This is a genomic window from Streptomyces sp. NPDC059248 (genome assembly GCF_042753905.1).
In the GTDB taxonomy this organism is placed as follows: domain Bacteria; phylum Actinomycetota; class Actinomycetes; order Streptomycetales; family Streptomycetaceae; genus Streptomyces.
Map to the genome: position 1 here is coordinate 121,253 of NZ_JBHYZV010000003.1, position 15,744 is coordinate 136,996.

The following is a 15,744-nucleotide window of genomic DNA, read 5'->3' on the forward strand; positions in this document are numbered from 1 at the left end:
GGGTCCACCATGGGGACACTTTCTGTACAGGATGACCATCGGGGAGACCTCATGGCGATCGATCATCTGGACGGTCGGCTCATCGTGCTCCTGGCCCGGGAACCGCGGATCGGGGTACTGGAGGCGTCCCGCCGGCTGGGGGTGGCGCGCGGCACCGTCCAGGCACGGCTGGACCGGCTGCGGACGAACGGGGTGATCCGGGGCTTCGGCCCGGACGTGGACCCGGCGGCGCTCGGCTATCCGGTGTCGGCGTTCGCGACGCTGGAGATCAAGCAGGGTCAGGGACCGGACGTACGGGCGCATCTGGCGTCGGTCCCTGAGGTGCTGGAGCTGCATACGACGACGGGCGAGGGGGACATGCTCTGCCGCTTGGTGGCCCGGTCGAACGCGGACCTCCAGCGGGTGATCGACCGGGTGGTGGGCTTCGCGGGGATCGTCCGGGCGTCGACGGCGATCGTGATGGAGAACCCGGTGCCGCTGCGGATCATCCCGCTGGTGGAGCAGGCGGCGGCGGACGGCGAGATCTGACGGCCTCCCGGCGGGGTCTCCGATAGTTGCAAACAACCCGTTGCACAAACATGCTTGCAAAGCTACCTTTGCAAGCATGTCCGACGCGCAGCACGAGACAGCCGACCCCCCTGCCACCACCTCCGGGGCCTCCCCCTCCGACATCCCGTATCCGGCCATCCCCCCGGGCTACCGCCCCCTCGACCCCCGGTCGCTGCGCGGGCTCGCCCACCCGCTCCGGATCCGCCTGCTGGCGAGCCTGCGACACGACGGCCCGGCCACCGCGTCCCGGCTGGCCGAGCGGCTCGGCGAGTCCAGCGGGGCGACCAGCTACCACCTGCGGCAGCTCGCCGCGCACGGCTTCGTCACGGACGACCCGTCGCGCGGCAAGGGCCGGGAGCGGTGGTGGCAGGCGGCGGAGGGCGGGACGTCCATCGACCACTCCCTGTTCACCGACCCCGACCCGGCGGTCAGGGGCGCGGCGGACCTCTTCATCCACGAGATCGGCCGGATGCACGGCGAGGAGGTCGCGACCTGGCTCGGTACGGCGCACGAGTGGCCCGAGGCCTGGCGGCGCGTATCGGATCTGAGCGACTTCACCCTTCGGCTGACCCCGGAGCGCGCCCGTGAGCTGCGCGACCGGGTCCATGAACTGATCGAGAGCTACGCCGACACCGATACCGCCGCGGCCGGGGAGCCGGTGCCCGGTGAGGAGTCCGTACGCATGCATCTGCATCTGCTCCCCCGGACGTCCGCCGCGGGGCCCGGGGCGGCGGCCACCACACCCGACGGGGAGGAACGATGAGCGACCTCAATCCGGAGATCCGGCTCCGCCTGCACGCCGAACGGTCGGAGCGGCTGCGCCGCAGCGCCGACGCGGCGTCCCTGGCGGCCCGGGTCAGGGCGGCCGGACCGCCGGCGGCGCTGCGGGTACGCGCGGGCTGGGCGCTGGTCCATCTCGGCCTTCAGCTGATCCGCCCGGAGGAGACGGAACAGTGCCCCGGGACGGCGCGCCTCCCGCGTCGTACGACAACGCCGAAGGCGGCCTGCCCGGAACGGGTCAGCAGGCGGGAACCTTCTCGCCCTTCTCCAGGGCGCGCAGGGCGTCGACCGCGCCCTTGAGGGTCGCGACGGGGATCAGCCGCAGTCCCTTCGGCTGTTCGGCGACGGCGTCCGAGCACTCGTCCTCGGGTACGAGGAAGACGCTCGCGCCGTCGCGCTCGGCGGCCTGGGTCTTGAGCGATACGCCGCCGACCGGGCCGACCGTGCCGTCGGGGCTGATGGTCCCCGTCCCGGCGACGGTACGGCCGCCGGTGAGATCGCCGCCCGCGCCGTCGCCGTCGAGCTTGTCGACGATCCCGAGGGAGAACAGCAGCCCGGCGCTGGGCCCGCCGATGTCCTCCAGGCGGAGGCTGACCTTCACCTTGGCGGGGTCCTCGCCGAGAAAGCGGAGGGCGGCCTTGGTGGCGTCGTTCTGCGACTCCTCCATGGCCTCCAGATTGATCTTCTCGATCTGCTTGTCGGACTTCCCGGACGGGTAGACCGCTTCCTTGGGCAGCACGGTCCGGTCGGTACGGAACCAGCTGTCGACGAGTTCGCCGACGCCGATGTCGGTGGACGGGCCGGTCGCGACGATGGTCGTCATCCGCAGCTCGCCGGAGGTGTTCCGGACCGGGGCGCCCTCGATGGAGATCACCGGATCGCCGTTGTGCTCACCGAGGACGTCGGCGGTCGACCCCGGCTGCGCGATCACGAACGGCAGCGGGGCGAAAGCGGCCGTGGCGAGCAGCGCGACGACGGGCACGGCGCTGAGGGCGACGGCGCGGGCACGGGTGCGGACGAGGCTGGAGATCACCCGGTCAATCTATCCGGGCGACGGGGTGTCCCGGGCCCCGTGCCCGGCATCGCCGTACGCCCCCGGTCGCGCGCGGCCGCCGCCGCACCTCTTCGTGACGTGCCCTTCTCCCCTACCTCAGGGCGTCGGCGACTTCCCGGGCGGCGTCGACGACCCGGGGCCCGACCCGTTCGGGGATGGTCTCCGAGAGCATGACCACCCCCACGCTCCCCTCTATCCCGGTCACCCCGACGAGGGGCGCGGCGGCTCCGCTGGCACCGGCCTCCAGTTCGCCGTGGGTGAGGGTGTAGCCGGGACCGTCCCCGGACCCCAGGCGGGCGGTGAGGATCGCCTTCCCGGCGGCGCCCCGGTCCAGCGGATGCCGGAACCCCGCCCGGTAGGCGACGTGATAGTCGGTCCACGTGGGCTCGACGACGGCCACGGCGAGGGCCTCGGCGCCGTCGACGAGCGTGAGGTGGGCGGTGGCCCCGATGTCCTCGGCGAGCGCGCGCAGGGCGGGCATCGCGGCCTCCCGCACCAACGGATGCACCTGCCGCCCCAGGCGCAACACCCCGAGCCCGACCCGGGCCCGCCCTCCGAGATCCCGGCGGACCAGAGCGTGCTGCTCCAACGTGGCGAGCAGCCGGTACACGACGGTGCGATTGACACCGAGCCGGGCGGACAGTTCGGTGACGGTCAGCCCATGATCGGTATCGGCGAGCAGTTTGAGGACACGCAGTCCCCGGTCGAGCGTCTGGGAGGTCTCCGCGGTCACGAGGCCCTCTCCTTCGGAGTGAGTGACGGCGAAACCCCCCGGCTGACGCGACACCGTCCCGCCGGCGACGCACCGAAGGCCCGCCGGCAGGCCATGGCACACCGGATGGGCTCCGCGGCTTCACTGCCACGGGGCGCATGTTTTGGTGACGGGGACAGTATCGACCGGGTCCGCTCAGCGGAAGCCCTCGTCCAGAATCCGGTCCCCGCAGGGGTTCCCGCGCCCGGTTGGCCGTGGTTTGCGGCTTCCGATCACGGCGATGGCACGTCCTGTGCCGGGTGGCCGCGTTCCCAGCTCGTACGGAGCTGAAGATCGGTATCGTCGGGGCTCAACGGGGTTGTGGGGGCGGATGGTTGGCGCGGTTGGGCGCGGTGGTGGCGGAGTCGTCGCCACCGATCGCGAATGCCGGATTCCGCCGGGAAGAGGCCAGGTCGGGAAGGGTAGGCCCCGCGCGGGCGGGGATGGTCCCCAGGACACCACCGGCCGCGCCGAGCGCACCGGGTAGGCCCCGCGCGTGCGGGGATGGTCCCTGCTTCATCGAGTCCATGCCGTCCGCCCCGGAGTAGGCCCCGCGCGTGCGGGGATGATCCCTTGGGTCCCGGCCCGCGACGGGGGCTCAGGCCAGGGCCCCGTTTCGTCCCGGCCGCAGGCGCCCCAAGCACCCACGGCCGGGGGCCTAAATCCGACGCGTACGCCGCATCGATCCGGCGGCCGTCCGCCCCGGGACGGGCCCGGTGCAGCGCCGGCACTGCTGTGGTCCGGTGCTAGCCACGGGCGGCGGCCCGGGACGCGGCACGGATCCGGTCGATCGTCGCCTGCACCAACGGCGACAGGGGCACGGTGACGATCGGCCCCTCCGGCGCCGGGCGGTCCCGGGGCGGCAGATCCGGGGAGACCGCGCCCCCGCACACACGCGGCAGCCCCGCCCGCTCCGGCTCCGCCGGGGGCAGGCCGGGGAACCCTTCGGCCATGGCGAACCGCGGCACACCGAGAGCCCGCAGGAACCTCCGGTCGCCGGAGAACTCCGTACGGGCGTGGAGCCAGCGATGGTTGTCGATGAGATACGCCTGCCCGGCGGAAAGGGCTACGCGGTGCTGAGCCGCCGCGATCGCGGCACGCAGGTCGTCCAGATGGGGCTCCGTCGGCGGACTCCAGTGCGCCAGGCGGTCGAAGCGCAGCCGGATGCTGACGCGTCCACCGGGGTGGCGGGTGAACACCTGAGAGGCGTGGCCGCTGCTCGTGCCGTAGTACACCGACCCCGGCCTGAAGAACTGCTCCACCGCCTCGGCCGACAGTGCGCCCAGTACCTCCCGGCCGTCCGCCAGCAGACACTCCCCGCCGGTGTCCGCAGCCTTCTGGCAAGCCATGAGCATCAGCCGCGGAGGCTTCGTTGTCTGCGCCCGCTCGGAGTGCGGGTCGAGCGCAGCGGTTCCGAATCCGGCGTAGCCGGGGCGGCCGTGGTGGCGGACGACGTGCTGGATGGCCGTCAGGCCGTCCGGGCCGCTGTCCGGGTGCGGCCAAGGAACGAGGATGCGCCCGGCGGCGGTAAGGACGTCCGATCGCGTCGGCATCCCGTCCAAGAGGACCATCCCGTGCGTCCGCAGCTGCGCGAGGACGGCGGGCATCGACGAGGGATGTTTCACGTCGTGCGGAGTGAACACAGGTGTTGTCGCTACAGACATGTCGGCTCCTGTCGGCTGCTGGTGGGAGCACTCTTCGGCCCGGTACCGGCTCCCGTCGAGCGACGGATTGTCGACTCGGACAAAACTCACCAACTGCCCCTTCGATCAAGGCCGCGTGCTACGTTCCGAGCATCCGCTCACGCAGCGCACATCGAGGACCCTCATGCCTTACACACCCTCCCTGTGGCCCGTCTCCATCAAGGCCGTAGCCCTGGACAGTCAGGGGCGCGTACTGCTGCTGAAGAACGAGCGGGAGGAGTGGGAACTGCCCGGTGGGCGACTGGAACTCCCCTCGGACGACGACCCCGGAGACGACAGCCCGGAGCGCACGGTCGAACGTGAGCTCCGGGAGGAGACCGGCTGGACGGTCAAGGCCGGGCCCCTCATCGAGGGCGGTGTCTGGGTCTACGAGCCCGTCCCCGGACGCCGAGTGCTCATCGTGACCTACGGCTGCACGGTCCTGACCCCTGACCAGGAGCCTGTCCTCAGCCACGAGCACAAGCAGATCGGACTCTTCACCCCGGACGAGGTCCCGCACCTCAACATGCCGCAGGAGTACAAGGAGTCCGTCGCGGCGTGGGTCAGGCGGTGATCGCCGGTGGGCGCAGGAACCCACGCGACGTGGCACTGGGCGACACCACGGGCCCAGAGGCTGCTGGCGAAGGGTGATCTCGGGGAGATCCTCCGCTTCTACCGGTCGGTGCACGGCCTGACGCAGACCCGTCTCGGCCGGCAGCTCGGATACGACAAGACGTACGTCTCGGCGCTGGAGATCGGCAAACGAACCCTCGACGACGTGGGATCCCGCCGACGGCTGTGCCGACAGCTACGGCTACCACCACACGTCCTGGGCGTCACCGACACGTCGGACACCGACCACAGAGCCATGATCCGGTTCGGGGAATCCACCGTCCGGCTTGCCGAGATCGCCCGCCAGTCCGGGCACGCCGCGGCGGCGGTGGAGGAGCTGTGGCCTGTGGTCGCCCGCCTTGAGGCCCGGGTCGACGACGGCCACACCGAACGCGAGGTCTTACGTCTGCTCGCCCACGCCCGGGTCGGTCTCGGCGTCGCCCTCGGCAACGTCCTCCCCGAAGAACGCCTCAGCACAGCGGCCCACTGGACCGCGAAGAGCACCCACATCGCCGACTACTTCGACGATCCGGTCATGTCCTCATACGTCCTGCGGATGCACGGCAACGAACTCCGAAAGGCGGGTCTCACCGGGGCCGCCGTCGAGCGCCTCCGCCGCGCCGCCACCGTCGCGCCGACACTGGCCGCCCGCGCCGCGGCCCTCCCTCTCCTGGCAAGAGCAGCAGGCGCCCTCGGAGCCGCCGGGCTCTTCGACCGGACCATCGACGAATGTCACAGGCTGCTGAACTCGGTCGACCACACCAGCCTCTTCAACCCCTTCGCCCTCCACGAGATCCGGATGCGCGGCCTCATGGCAACCGGCCGGACACGGGAGGCGATACTGCTGGTCGACGGCCGCCCGACTCCCACGACGGCGGTAGCGCCGCAATGGCGCGTGATCGAGCTGACCACCGTCGGCCGCGTACGGCTCCTCGGCGGCGACCCGCGCGGGGCAGCTGATTGCCTCACCGCCGCGACGCGCGAAGCCACGGTCCAGCGGCTACCTCATCAGCTCCAGCGGATCATGAGAGCTGCTGGAGCCCAACAGCCCGAGTGCCGCGACACTGCCGGAGCAGCCCTGGAGTCCCTCAAGCGGGAGCTTGCCGCCTGACCACATTTCACCAGGGAGCGCGCCTTCCCCACCAAAGGCGGGGAGGGGGCGCGGGGGTGCCGGGCATCGGCCAGCCCCGGATCTCTCAGATCCTGCGTGGCATCACGAAGAACAAGCAGGCCCCTGCCGCTCGTCGGTCACGGGTATGCGGAGCCACCGGAAGAGACTGGTTTCGAGGGACACGTCGCCGGTCGCCGTATCCAAGGTGACCCCGGCACCGGAAATGACCAGCAGGTCCCCTTGCGCGACCAACAAGTCCGGCCACGTGAGCGCCCCCGCGCCCACCAGCCTTACTCGGATCAAGGGAAACCCGTCCGGGGACCGAACCTCGACGCAGGACCGCATACACACTGCTCTCCAGTCCCGCCCGGCGACGGACGCTGCCGCGAACCCGCCCTCCACACTCACGAAACCGAGCTGCTCCACCAGTTCGCCCGGCGTGAGACGACGGCCGTCCCGGATCGTCACGTCCGTCGGAATCTCCACCGCCAAGCCCTGGACCGAAGTCCCGTCTTCCAGCGGCAGCTCCACTGCTACAACTTTCCCGGGAAGCTCTGGGATCTCCGGGGGCTGGGTCCCTTCATCCATGCCACAAGGGTGGCAGGCCCTCGCCGGGATGGCACCAGTCCGGGCATGTCCTCAACTGCGGCGCCAATGCAGCCGACCCCCCGCCGCCACTCCGCGTACGCCATCCTCGTCGCCGCACCGAAGTCGCCGCCGACCAGGGACCGATCGAGCAGGCCATGAGCCCCGCGTGTGCGGGGACGACACTTGTTGACCTGCGGTTCTTTCAGCGGTCAGCGGGCATTTCATTCAGTTGGCACGAGGGACTGCGTCCGCTGACGAGGCTCGTGACGCGAATAGCGATCATCGGTAGCGCGCTCCTCCAAAGTGGGTTACTGGCACACGCTTGCTGGCCGCTGCCCGGGCGTAGCTCACGGCTCAACACCGCCGAAACCGCAACGGTATGCCGAGCTGATCGCCACGTACCCGGCGGGCGATCTGTAGCAAGCACCCGCTGCTCCTGAAGTTCACCACATCCGCAGGGCTCCAGGTGCCATCACGGCTACTCGGCGGATCGGTGGTCCACCCACGCCTGGGCGGTCCCTTCCATTTCGCGCAACCACGTCTGCTCGGGGAACCTCTCCGCGCGGTGCCGGAACATCCTGAGGTTGGCCCTGGCGAACGCGTCGATACCCCGGCGGTCCGCCTTCGCCCAGGCCGGGATCCGGGCCACCAGGTCCTCGGCGGCCTCCGGACTGTGGCCGGCGGCGATGAGTTGTAGCACCAAGAATGAGGGGTCGATGAAGGCAGCGCCCCGAGTCGGCCAGGACCAGTCCACCGCCCAACTCCCTTCCGCGCCTACCAGAAAGTTCCCGGGCGCCACGTCGCCGTGGATCAGGCTGTCGCCCCGGAACAGCTGAGCTTCCGCTGTGTCGGCTGTGAAGGCGTCCCACCGCGTTTCGGGCCAGTCCACGACCAGGGCAGGCAACGGGATCTCCCCGATCCGGCCGAGCAGGTCCAGCACGGCCAGCAGGTCCGGGGAACCGGGCTCGAAGCGACTCGGCTTCCCCTCGACCCGCTCAAAGCCCAAGGCCATCCACCGGTCGTTCTCCGTGTACCAGCGCAGGCTTGGGGAGACCGTCCGGACGGAGTCGTTGATCAGTCGCTCACGGACGAGCGAGTCCCGGCGCCCCCCTTCCCGATTCCTGGTTCCCTTCACGAAGAAACGCCCGAGGCCGCCGTCAATGAGCGCCAGCACATCGGATGTGAATCCGCGCTCGGTGGGCTTCAGCTCCTTGACGGGGCCTGTGAAGGGCTCCACTAGGGCCAGGAAATCGGAGTCGGGGAGGCGTTCGTTCATGCGTCAGCTTCCTTGCGAAGGAGTTCCTCGGAGCGCAACTGGACGCCGGCAAACCGGGTTGCCCGTTCGGTCCGGTTCCGGGCGGCGGGCCGGGACGGGAGCGTACGGCCCGGACTGGCCCGGGATCCTCGGACCAGGGTTGCGCCACTCCAAGGACTGACCAACCCGGCCCAGGATCGGTCCTAAAGGATGTCCCACTCCATCATGTCTTCCTGCTCCCGGATCCCCTTGATGCGGCGGCGGACCTCGGCGAGGGAACCCGGGGTGTGGTGGGACTTCCGGGCGTTGGTAGCGATCATCCGTAGCTCTCGGATGTCCCGGAGAACGGGGTAGCCGGGCCAGACAGTGATGTCCAAGCCGTAGGCATCGGCGAAGCCCTCGTAATGCCGGGTGCCGTAGCCGAAACGGCGACAGTGGATCTCCACCGTGACGAGATCCCACTCGGGCTGACCGAAGGCGACGGTGTCCCAGTCGCACAGCACGGTCCGCCCTTGTTCCGTGTCGTGCAGGGCATTGCGGTGTTGGGGATCACCTTGCACAAGGCACGGGGGCAGGTCGTAGGTAACCCGGTCGAGACCTTGTTCGAGTTCATCCGCCCAGTTGGTGAGGAACGCGCGGTCGTCGGGGCAGAGCGTGCGGGCAGTCGCAAGAGACCGCCGGATGGCGCTGAGGTTGTCGAGTCGGCGTATCGATATCGGTGGGGTGGTCAATCGGTGGAGATCCGCGAGAGGAGCGGCAAGGTCCGCTGCGGTGACGGGTCGGGCAGGTTGGGGAAGGTAGTTCCAAACGGTCGCCAGGGCGCCTTGTTGCAGCCGGACAGGCTGCCGAATTCCGGGGCGGAGCGGCACTGTGGGGAATCCCAGCTCCTGGAGCCAGCAGACGAGGGTAGCGGTGCGCTCAACGGCCTGGGGCGCAGTCCCCTTCCGGGCGATCTTGAGAACGACATCACCGAGGCGGATCACGGCATTGGTGTGGCCGCGCAGGAGGTGTGGCTCGCTGCCGTCGAAGTCGAACTCGTCGCATGCCTGCACGACCAGGGCATTGACCTCGTCACTGGTGTAGCCACCAGGAAGATGGGATTCCGTCATGGCTCCGGACTAAAGCAGTAGATCAGCAGTCAGCGCTCGGAAACGGCGAAGCTGTCATCCTCTCCGGTTCGCGGCAGCCAACACCACCGTCAGGTTTGTCCTTTGAGGACGTCGACCGCGCGTTCGTCGAGTTCCGCCGCGCAACGAACACCGCGTGCGCGGAAGGGGTAAGTTCCCGCTGGAGACGGGTGACCGCCTTGCCGGTACGTGTGGAATGGACTCCGCCGCGGCTCGCGGCGGACAGCATCTGCCGACGAGCCTCCTCGTTGCGGAAGTTGCCTCGAACGAAGGAGGCGACGTCGTCGGAGAGGTACTGAACGAGGGCGCTGCGTCCGTGGCGTCCGCCATGGCGTTCGTCCATCTCCGTGAAGAAGTGGATCATGTCACGCACGGCGGCGACTTCCGGCATGCCAACGCCGCGTCCGGTTCGAACCGCTGCGGTCCGGTCGGCCATCTCCTTGAGACGGGCGAGCGGAAGCACGGCGGCGGCCATCGAGTACGCCGACGATGTCAGGAGTCGGCGGCGATCCCATTCGTACAGCCGTATCGGTGTCACCCCCCTCGACCTGGCCTCGTCGGCCTTTGAGTGCGCGTTTCGCCGCTATCGGCCCCAGCGCCCCAAGGCGAGCGGGCACAAGGGTTGCGCGGTTGTACGGAGGTTGTCATCGCGCCCCGTTCGTGAACCGGCGTTGATCTCTTTGCCGGGTTCTTGACCAGGGCCGCTGATCGCATACCGTGCGGCCCCGGGCGAGGACATCGTTGGCTCGAAGACTGGGGAAGTTCAGGGTAAGCAACGGTGGCGAGCTGGCATGCTTCCGACTGTCGTATGTCAGAACGGAGCAACATGATGTCGTACGGTTCCGCACAGGACTCGAAGGACGTCGGGATCCGCATCCACGAGTTGCGGATGTTACGCGGCTACTCCCTCTCCGAACTCGGACGACGAGCGAATGTATCGCCTTCGATGTTGTCCAGGATCGAACGGGGAAGCCGGGTACCGAGTGAGCAGATCGTTTCAGCGGTCGCCCGGGCGCTCAGCGTCAGCGTCACGGTGTTGCACGGGCAGCCGTATATCGAGCAACTCCGCAAGGACCAGCTCGATCGCGTCATAGCTCCGTTGGGAGTGGCGCTGGACGACTGGGACATCTGCCCGGGACCGGACGATCCCGCCCCTCGGCCCCTGGCTCAACTCGGGAAGGAAGTCCGGAGGGTACAGGCTCTGCGGACGAACGCCGAGTACGGAGAACTCGCCGGGCGTCTGCCCGGCCTTCTCGGCGAACTGGCGCACGCGACTCTCCTACGGGAAGCACCAGGAGCGGATCGGGAACTCGCCTATTGGCTTCAGACGGAGGCGGCGCTCGGAGCCTTCAGTGTTGCCTACAAGTTCGGCTACATGGACCTGGCGAGGCTCGCCCTGGCGCGGATGGCTGCCGCCGCAGCCCAGTCGGGCGACCCCCGCCAAGTAGCCGCAGAACGAGTCAAGCGCGTCATGCTCCTCGCAGAGGGCCCCGCGTTGGAACGTGGACTTCGACTCGTCCAACAGGGCCTGCGAGATCTCGACCCCGACGGAACCCAGGAGACACAGGCCGTACGCGGAGGACTGATCCTCAAGGGCCTGCAACTCCATGGCTTGCGTGGAGACAGGACAGAGCTGGAAATCTGGCTCGAAGAGGCGCGGGGAGTAGCCCGGGAGACGGGCGAAACCAACCACTACCTGTTCGTATTCGGGCCGACCAACGTGGAACAACATGCCATCGAGGCCGCCGGTGACCATGACGAGCACGGCCTGGCAGTCGAGTTGAGCACATCCGTACGGCTACCGGACGGCTATCCGGCGGCACGAGCAGGGGTCTACTGGATCGATACCGCGAGGTCTCAGGCATTGACGGCGCGGCATGACGAAGCCGTGCATTCCCTGGAGAAGGCAAAGGCCGTGTCTCCACAGCAGACGCGGTATCACCCCACGGTTCGTTCGACGGTGGGAGTCCTTTTGCGGTCCCGCCCACGCGCTTCCGACAGGTTGCGGGCATTCGCACAGTGGAGTGGCGTGTAGCGGGCGCCCTCTGCGAAGTCAAGGATCCTGGCGTTGACTCCTTGTCAACGCCAGGGTCTTTCCTTTTCGCAAGGCTGGTCTACGACATCAAGGCGCCCCGGCGGACCTGTACCTCGCCAGGTGGTCCGAACCGGGGCTCGACCGACCAGCTTTGCGAAGGAGCTGATCAGCCGTATGCGTGACTCTATCGCCCATGCGTTCGCCCTTGTACGGGACTTACTGCGATTCCGCGACCGTGCCCCGGGGCGCCACTCCGCCGCGTATTTCGCCGGCCTGCCCGCCCCCGTCCCGCCGCCGTATGTGAGCCCGTGGTCGCGGCCGTGGACGGGGCCGACGAAGGAGCAGGCACAGGAGTTCTTCCGTACGCAGGCGGAGACCACACCCCTGGAACGGGGGTGGATGAGGTGACCCTGGAGAGCCTGTTGGCCGAGCCTCGGCCTGTCGTCGATGCGGTGGTGTGCGGGGCCTGTGGGCGGGAGACGGCGGCGCCGGTGGAGGTGCGGCCGGGTGTTGTCGCCTGTCCGGAGCACGTTCTCGATGTGTTCGAGAATCGGGTGGTGGCCCGGTGACCGGTATGGAGCTTCCGGTGTTCCGGGGGCGGGTGGTGCCGTGGATCACGCCGTGGTCCGGGGCGCCGGAGCTGCCCGAACCCCTGGTCCACGCCCCTGGCGGGCGGGGGATCGCCTACGCCGACGAAGGCGTGCACGACCGCACGTACGACGGGGTGCTGCTCGCGCGTGGGCGGGGGCGGCGTTCCACGGATGCGGGTGGGTATCCGCTGTACGACCAGGTCGATCCCCGGCGCCAGCACAAAGCCGCCGACCAGCTCCTGTGCCAGGTCTGCGGGCGGAAGCCGCCCCACTCCCGCGAGGGCCGGCTGTGGCTCCTCGCAGGCGTTGACGAAGCGGTGGAGGAAGCGCTGACCCTCACCCCGCCCATCTGCCCCACCCCCTGCGCCGTACTCGCCCTCCGGCAGTGTCCGGCGCTCGCAAAAGGGCATACGGCGGTACGGGTGCGCTACCCCAGGCCGTGGGGCTACCACGGCACCCTCCACACCCCCGGCACCACCCCACACCCCGCAGCCCTGCCGCACGAAGACCCCCGACTGCCCTGGCTCCTCGCCGAACGCGCCGTCACCCGCCTCATCGGCTGCACCCCCACCCACCTCCCATGAAGCCCGTGAGCAGCGCCCGCGTCCACCACGCCGCCCTCGGCGACCCGGCCGAAGCACGCGACAGCTACCCCGGGGACGAGGCTCTGGTGCGGCAGCTCGTGGGTATCGGGTATCCCGTCCATGCCGTCGCCCGGGCCACGCGCGCCTTCCACCTCCGCGCCGTGTCCTTCGTGACCGCCGGGCTCGGTATCGGGCAGATCGTGGAGATCGGACCCGGGCTGCCACCCCACACCACGCCCGCCACCCACCACATCGTCACCCGGCACCACCACACCCGGACCCGCGTCCTGTACATCGACCACGACCCCGAAGTCACCGCCCACCTCAACACCGCCTACGAAGACGCCGGAAGCGGAATCCGGTCCCTCACCGGCGATCTGCGCCAACCCGACGACATCCTCACCGACATCGCCCTCCACCTCGACCTGCGGAAGCCCGTCGCACTCGTCGCCACCGGCGTCCTCGACCAGATCGCCGACCACGAACAACCGCACGCGGCCGTACGCCGCCTCCTCAACGCCCTCCCCACCCGCAGCGCCCTCGTCGCCACCCACCTCACCCACGAACACGACCCCCAGACCATCCACCGGGCCGCACGCCTCCTGACCGACGCAGGGCTCCCGACCTACCCCCGGGGCTTCGAGGAGATCGCCGCCTTCTTCACCCACCTCACCCCCATCGGCCCCGGCCTCGTCCCCACCGCCCAATGGCACCCCACCCACACCGACAACCACGCACCACCCACCGACCACACCTACAGCGCCATCGGACACCTCACCTGAAAGAACCCTCCGTGCACACCATCCGCGTCACCGGCGAGATCCGAATCCAACCGCCCCTCCCACAGCACCTGACACAGCCGACTCCGTACCACCCCGACAACCCCGAAACCCCGCCCTACGGCTGCGACCTCATCCTCCACCTCGACACCACCGGCAACGCCACACACCTCACCACCCGACGCCACGACACCCACGCCCTCACCCAGCAGATCCAACACGCCCTCAACACCTTCCCCGACCACACCTTCACCGGCCACCTCCACTGCCACGGCAACCAACCCGGAAACCAATGGCACATCACCATCACCAACGGACACGCCAAAGCCATCCCGGCGGCGGCGAACTCAGGGCCCAGGACGGAATCTCTGCCGACCGGCGGATAGGTACGGGCCACGCGGGCCGATTCTGTGCCGATCGGCGGATGGGAACGCGCGGGCCCCGAGACCAGGCTTGAGGGAGTCAACCGGCCTCGTCGCCGGGATCGCCGCCGGCTCAGGGGAGTTCAGCATGCGCGCCACCACCATCGCCGTCCCCGTAGGAACACGCGGCGGCGTCCCCCGAGGCATTCGGGTCGCGGCGCACGCCGCCGCGTGGAGTCTGGTGCCGTCGGGGGTGTGGCGGGTCGCCATCGCACTGGGGTGGGACGCCGGGTTCACCGAGGGGGTCCTGATGGCCGGGAACTTCCCCGGCCGGGGGTCCCTGTATCTGATCGGGCTCAGTCTGTTCGCCGAGGCGGTCGGGCTGCTCACCCTGGGGCTTGTGCAGCGGTGGGGCGAGGAGCTGCCCCGCTGGGTACCGGTCCTGGGCGGGCGGAGGATTCCCGTGGCGGCCGCGGTGGTTCCGGCGTCGGTCGGCGCGGCGCTCGTCACCTGGGTCACCTTCGCCGGCGCTCTCAACTGGAACGACGCGGACAACATGGGCGCGCCGGGGTCGCCCGATGGTGTCGACTACTGGCTGATGACCGCCTGCTATCTGCCGATGCTGGCCTGGGGGCCGCTGCTCGCGGTGGTGACGGTGGCCTACTACCGGCGGCGGCGCCGGGAGAGGTGACCCAGCACCTCGGCGGCGCCGTCCTCGGCGGCGATGCCGTGGGCGAGTTCGGCCGCGCGGCGGCGGTGGGACGGCTCGGACAGGCACTCCGTGATCGCGGCCCCGAGGGATTCGGCGGTGAGTTCCCCGAACGGCAGGGGCCGGGAGGCGACTCCCAGCCGGTGGAGCCGGGAAGCCCAGAAGAGCTGGTCGGCCATCACCGGTACCGGCACGGCGGGCACCCCGGCCCGCAGTCCGGCCCCGGTCGTACCCGCTCCCGCGTGGTGGACGACGGCCGCGGTACGGGGGAACAGCCAGTCGTGTGGGACGTCGCCCACGGTCAGGACGTCGTCGGTACGGTCGCCGCCGGTCAGCCCGGCCCAGCCCGCCTGGACCACGGCCCGTACGCCCGCCCGCCGCACCGCCCCGGCCACCAGTGCGCCGAGCCGTTCCCCGTGGCCCGGTGCCATGCTGCCGAACCCGATGAACACCGGCGGCGGGCCCGCCCCGAGGAAGTCGACGAGATCGGCCGGGGGTTCCCAGCGCTCCGGCCGCGCGGGCCACCAGTAGCCCGTCACCCGGGCCCGGGACGGCCAGTCGTCGGGGCGCGGCACCACCAGGGGGCTGAAGCCGTGGAAGACCGGTGCGTCGTCGCCCCGTACCGGTGGCGCGTCGGCGGGGAGTCCGAAGCGGGTACGCAGCCGGGTCACGGCGTCCGCGAAGAGCCCATCCGCGCGGCTCAGGACCGCCCGGCCGGCGGCGCGGTTCCCCTCGGGGCCCAGGTCGTCGGTGTCCGGTGCGCCGGGCAGCGGGAAGGCGCCGGTGGCGAAGGCCGGTACGAGATAGGTGCCGACGACGGGGACTCCGTACGCCTCACCGACCGTCCGGCTGAGCGGTCCCGGGCCGAAGGGGGTGAGCACCAGATCGGTACCGCCCGCCACGGCGTCCGCCACCCCGTCGGCGAGCCCGTCCACGTACACCCTGGTCGACGCGCGGGCCTCGGCCCGCGACGCGGCCCGGGCCCAGTCGCGGATCAGTGCCTCCGGGTCCCCCGGCACCGGCCGGAAGCCGAGGCCGCAGCCGCCGACGAGCGCGGCGAAGGACGGATGGGCGGCGACGGCGACCTCATGGCCCGCGTCCAGCAGACGCCGGCCCAGGCCCGTGAAGGGCGCGACATCTCCACGGGAGCCGGCCGTGACGATCAGAATCCGCATA

Annotated in this window: 19 protein-coding genes; 11 read left to right on the forward strand and 8 right to left on the reverse strand. The window is 70.1% G+C overall.

Annotated features, from left to right (window positions below; genetic code table 11):
- The first annotated feature begins 51 nt into the window (after positions 1–51).
- Both ACFXG1_RS02430 and ACFXG1_RS02435 read left to right on the forward strand, forming a co-directional pair.
- Complete coding sequence (locus tag ACFXG1_RS02430; RefSeq protein ID WP_384714891.1) at positions 52–528, forward strand: Lrp/AsnC family transcriptional regulator; 477 nt, start codon at positions 52–54, stop codon at positions 526–528.
- Positions 529–604: 76 nt separating this feature from the next.
- On the forward strand, positions 605–1,312 hold the full coding sequence (locus ACFXG1_RS02435) for an ArsR/SmtB family transcription factor (RefSeq protein ID WP_384714894.1): 708 nt from the start codon (positions 605–607) through the stop codon (positions 1,310–1,312).
- A gap of 255 nt (positions 1,313–1,567) precedes the next feature.
- On the opposite strand, the gene ACFXG1_RS02440 is transcribed toward ACFXG1_RS02435, so the two are convergent.
- The 3 genes from ACFXG1_RS02440 to ACFXG1_RS02450 form a co-directional block, all read right to left on the reverse strand.
- Positions 1,568–2,362, reverse strand: a complete 795-nt coding sequence (locus tag ACFXG1_RS02440) for a PDZ domain-containing protein (RefSeq protein ID WP_384714900.1) — start codon at positions 2,360–2,362, stop codon at positions 1,568–1,570.
- Between the two features lie 112 nt (positions 2,363–2,474).
- Positions 2,475–3,116 (reverse strand): IclR family transcriptional regulator, encoded by a 642-nt coding sequence (locus ACFXG1_RS02445; protein WP_384714903.1) that lies wholly within the window; start codon positions 3,114–3,116, stop codon positions 2,475–2,477.
- 764 nt (positions 3,117–3,880) lie between these two features.
- Positions 3,881–4,798, reverse strand: a complete 918-nt coding sequence (locus ACFXG1_RS02450) for a TauD/TfdA family dioxygenase (protein ID WP_384715395.1) — start codon at positions 4,796–4,798, stop codon at positions 3,881–3,883.
- Positions 4,799–4,961: 163 nt separating this feature from the next.
- Here ACFXG1_RS02450 and ACFXG1_RS02455 point away from each other — a divergent pair, with 163 nt between their 5' ends.
- Both ACFXG1_RS02455 and ACFXG1_RS02460 read left to right on the forward strand, forming a co-directional pair.
- Positions 4,962–5,390, forward strand: a complete 429-nt coding sequence (locus tag ACFXG1_RS02455; protein ID WP_384715398.1) for an NUDIX domain-containing protein — start codon at positions 4,962–4,964, stop codon at positions 5,388–5,390.
- Between the two features lie 6 nt (positions 5,391–5,396).
- Positions 5,397–6,539 (forward strand): helix-turn-helix transcriptional regulator, encoded by a 1,143-nt coding sequence (locus tag ACFXG1_RS02460; protein WP_384715401.1) that lies wholly within the window; start codon positions 5,397–5,399, stop codon positions 6,537–6,539.
- Positions 6,540–6,641: 102 nt separating this feature from the next.
- On the opposite strand, the gene ACFXG1_RS02465 is transcribed toward ACFXG1_RS02460, so the two are convergent.
- The 4 genes from ACFXG1_RS02465 to ACFXG1_RS02480 form a co-directional block, all read right to left on the reverse strand.
- The gene (locus ACFXG1_RS02465) at positions 6,642–7,127 is read right to left on the reverse strand and encodes a hypothetical protein (protein ID WP_384715404.1); all 486 of its coding nucleotides are present in this window, start codon (positions 7,125–7,127) and stop codon (positions 6,642–6,644) included.
- 478 nt (positions 7,128–7,605) lie between these two features.
- On the reverse strand, positions 7,606–8,403 hold the full coding sequence (locus tag ACFXG1_RS02470) for a protein kinase (protein WP_384715407.1): 798 nt from the start codon (positions 8,401–8,403) through the stop codon (positions 7,606–7,608).
- A 182-nt stretch (positions 8,404–8,585) separates the two neighbouring features.
- Positions 8,586–9,491 (reverse strand): phosphotransferase family protein, encoded by a 906-nt coding sequence (locus ACFXG1_RS02475; protein ID WP_384715410.1) that lies wholly within the window; start codon positions 9,489–9,491, stop codon positions 8,586–8,588.
- A 22-nt stretch (positions 9,492–9,513) separates the two neighbouring features.
- The gene (locus ACFXG1_RS02480; RefSeq protein WP_384740391.1) at positions 9,514–10,047 is read right to left on the reverse strand and encodes a hypothetical protein; all 534 of its coding nucleotides are present in this window, start codon (positions 10,045–10,047) and stop codon (positions 9,514–9,516) included.
- 270 nt (positions 10,048–10,317) lie between these two features.
- Here ACFXG1_RS02480 and ACFXG1_RS02485 point away from each other — a divergent pair, with 270 nt between their 5' ends.
- The 7 genes from ACFXG1_RS02485 (at position 10,318) to ACFXG1_RS02515 (ending at position 14,550) form a co-directional block, all read left to right on the forward strand.
- The gene (locus tag ACFXG1_RS02485; RefSeq protein ID WP_384715416.1) at positions 10,318–11,544 is read left to right on the forward strand and encodes a helix-turn-helix domain-containing protein; all 1,227 of its coding nucleotides are present in this window, start codon (positions 10,318–10,320) and stop codon (positions 11,542–11,544) included.
- A gap of 174 nt (positions 11,545–11,718) precedes the next feature.
- On the forward strand, positions 11,719–11,952 hold the full coding sequence (locus tag ACFXG1_RS02490) for a hypothetical protein (protein ID WP_384715419.1): 234 nt from the start codon (positions 11,719–11,721) through the stop codon (positions 11,950–11,952).
- The gene (locus tag ACFXG1_RS02495; protein WP_384740396.1) at positions 11,949–12,113 is read left to right on the forward strand and encodes a hypothetical protein; all 165 of its coding nucleotides are present in this window, start codon (positions 11,949–11,951) and stop codon (positions 12,111–12,113) included. The genes ACFXG1_RS02490 and ACFXG1_RS02495 overlap by 4 nt, the downstream gene beginning before the upstream one ends.
- 5 nt (positions 12,114–12,118) lie before the next feature.
- Positions 12,119–12,718, forward strand: coding sequence for a hypothetical protein (locus ACFXG1_RS02500; RefSeq protein WP_384740398.1), 600 nt, complete (start codon positions 12,119–12,121; stop codon positions 12,716–12,718).
- A 5-nt stretch (positions 12,719–12,723) separates the two neighbouring features.
- Positions 12,724–13,500 (forward strand): SAM-dependent methyltransferase, encoded by a 777-nt coding sequence (locus ACFXG1_RS02505; RefSeq protein WP_384740400.1) that lies wholly within the window; start codon positions 12,724–12,726, stop codon positions 13,498–13,500.
- Positions 13,501–13,511: 11 nt separating this feature from the next.
- On the forward strand, positions 13,512–13,883 hold the full coding sequence (locus ACFXG1_RS02510; RefSeq protein WP_384740403.1) for a hypothetical protein: 372 nt from the start codon (positions 13,512–13,514) through the stop codon (positions 13,881–13,883).
- 124 nt (positions 13,884–14,007) lie between these two features.
- Positions 14,008–14,550 carry a hypothetical protein gene (locus tag ACFXG1_RS02515; protein WP_384724337.1) on the forward strand — a complete coding sequence of 181 codons (543 nt, stop codon included), beginning with the start codon at positions 14,008–14,010 and terminating at the stop codon, positions 14,548–14,550.
- On the opposite strand, the gene ACFXG1_RS02520 is transcribed toward ACFXG1_RS02515, so the two are convergent.
- Positions 14,523–15,743, reverse strand: a complete 1,221-nt coding sequence (locus tag ACFXG1_RS02520) for a glycosyltransferase (RefSeq protein ID WP_384740407.1) — start codon at positions 15,741–15,743, stop codon at positions 14,523–14,525. The genes ACFXG1_RS02515 and ACFXG1_RS02520 overlap by 28 nt on opposite strands.
- Position 15,744: the final 1 nt, after the last annotated feature.

Coding starts and splice junctions, on each gene's coding strand:
- ACFXG1_RS02430 (WP_384714891.1), top strand. CDS start 52: ATGGCGATCGATCATCTGGACGGTCGGCTCATCGTGCTCCTGGCCCGG.
- ACFXG1_RS02435 (WP_384714894.1), top strand. CDS start 605: ATGTCCGACGCGCAGCACGAGACAGCCGACCCCCCTGCCACCACCTCC.
- ACFXG1_RS02450 (WP_384715395.1), bottom strand. CDS start 4,798: ATGTCTGTAGCGACAACACCTGTGTTCACTCCGCACGACGTGAAACAT.
- ACFXG1_RS02455 (WP_384715398.1), top strand. CDS start 4,962: ATGCCTTACACACCCTCCCTGTGGCCCGTCTCCATCAAGGCCGTAGCC.
- ACFXG1_RS02465 (WP_384715404.1), bottom strand. CDS start 7,127: ATGGATGAAGGGACCCAGCCCCCGGAGATCCCAGAGCTTCCCGGGAAA.
- ACFXG1_RS02470 (WP_384715407.1), bottom strand. CDS start 8,403: ATGAACGAACGCCTCCCCGACTCCGATTTCCTGGCCCTAGTGGAGCCC.
- ACFXG1_RS02475 (WP_384715410.1), bottom strand. CDS start 9,491: ATGACGGAATCCCATCTTCCTGGTGGCTACACCAGTGACGAGGTCAAT.
- ACFXG1_RS02485 (WP_384715416.1), top strand. CDS start 10,318: ATGTCAGAACGGAGCAACATGATGTCGTACGGTTCCGCACAGGACTCG.
- ACFXG1_RS02490 (WP_384715419.1), top strand. CDS start 11,719: ATGCGTGACTCTATCGCCCATGCGTTCGCCCTTGTACGGGACTTACTG.
- ACFXG1_RS02500 (WP_384740398.1), top strand. CDS start 12,119: ATGGAGCTTCCGGTGTTCCGGGGGCGGGTGGTGCCGTGGATCACGCCG.
- ACFXG1_RS02515 (WP_384724337.1), top strand. CDS start 14,008: ATGCGCGCCACCACCATCGCCGTCCCCGTAGGAACACGCGGCGGCGTC.
- ACFXG1_RS02520 (WP_384740407.1), bottom strand. CDS start 15,743: ATGCGGATTCTGATCGTCACGGCCGGCTCCCGTGGAGATGTCGCGCCC.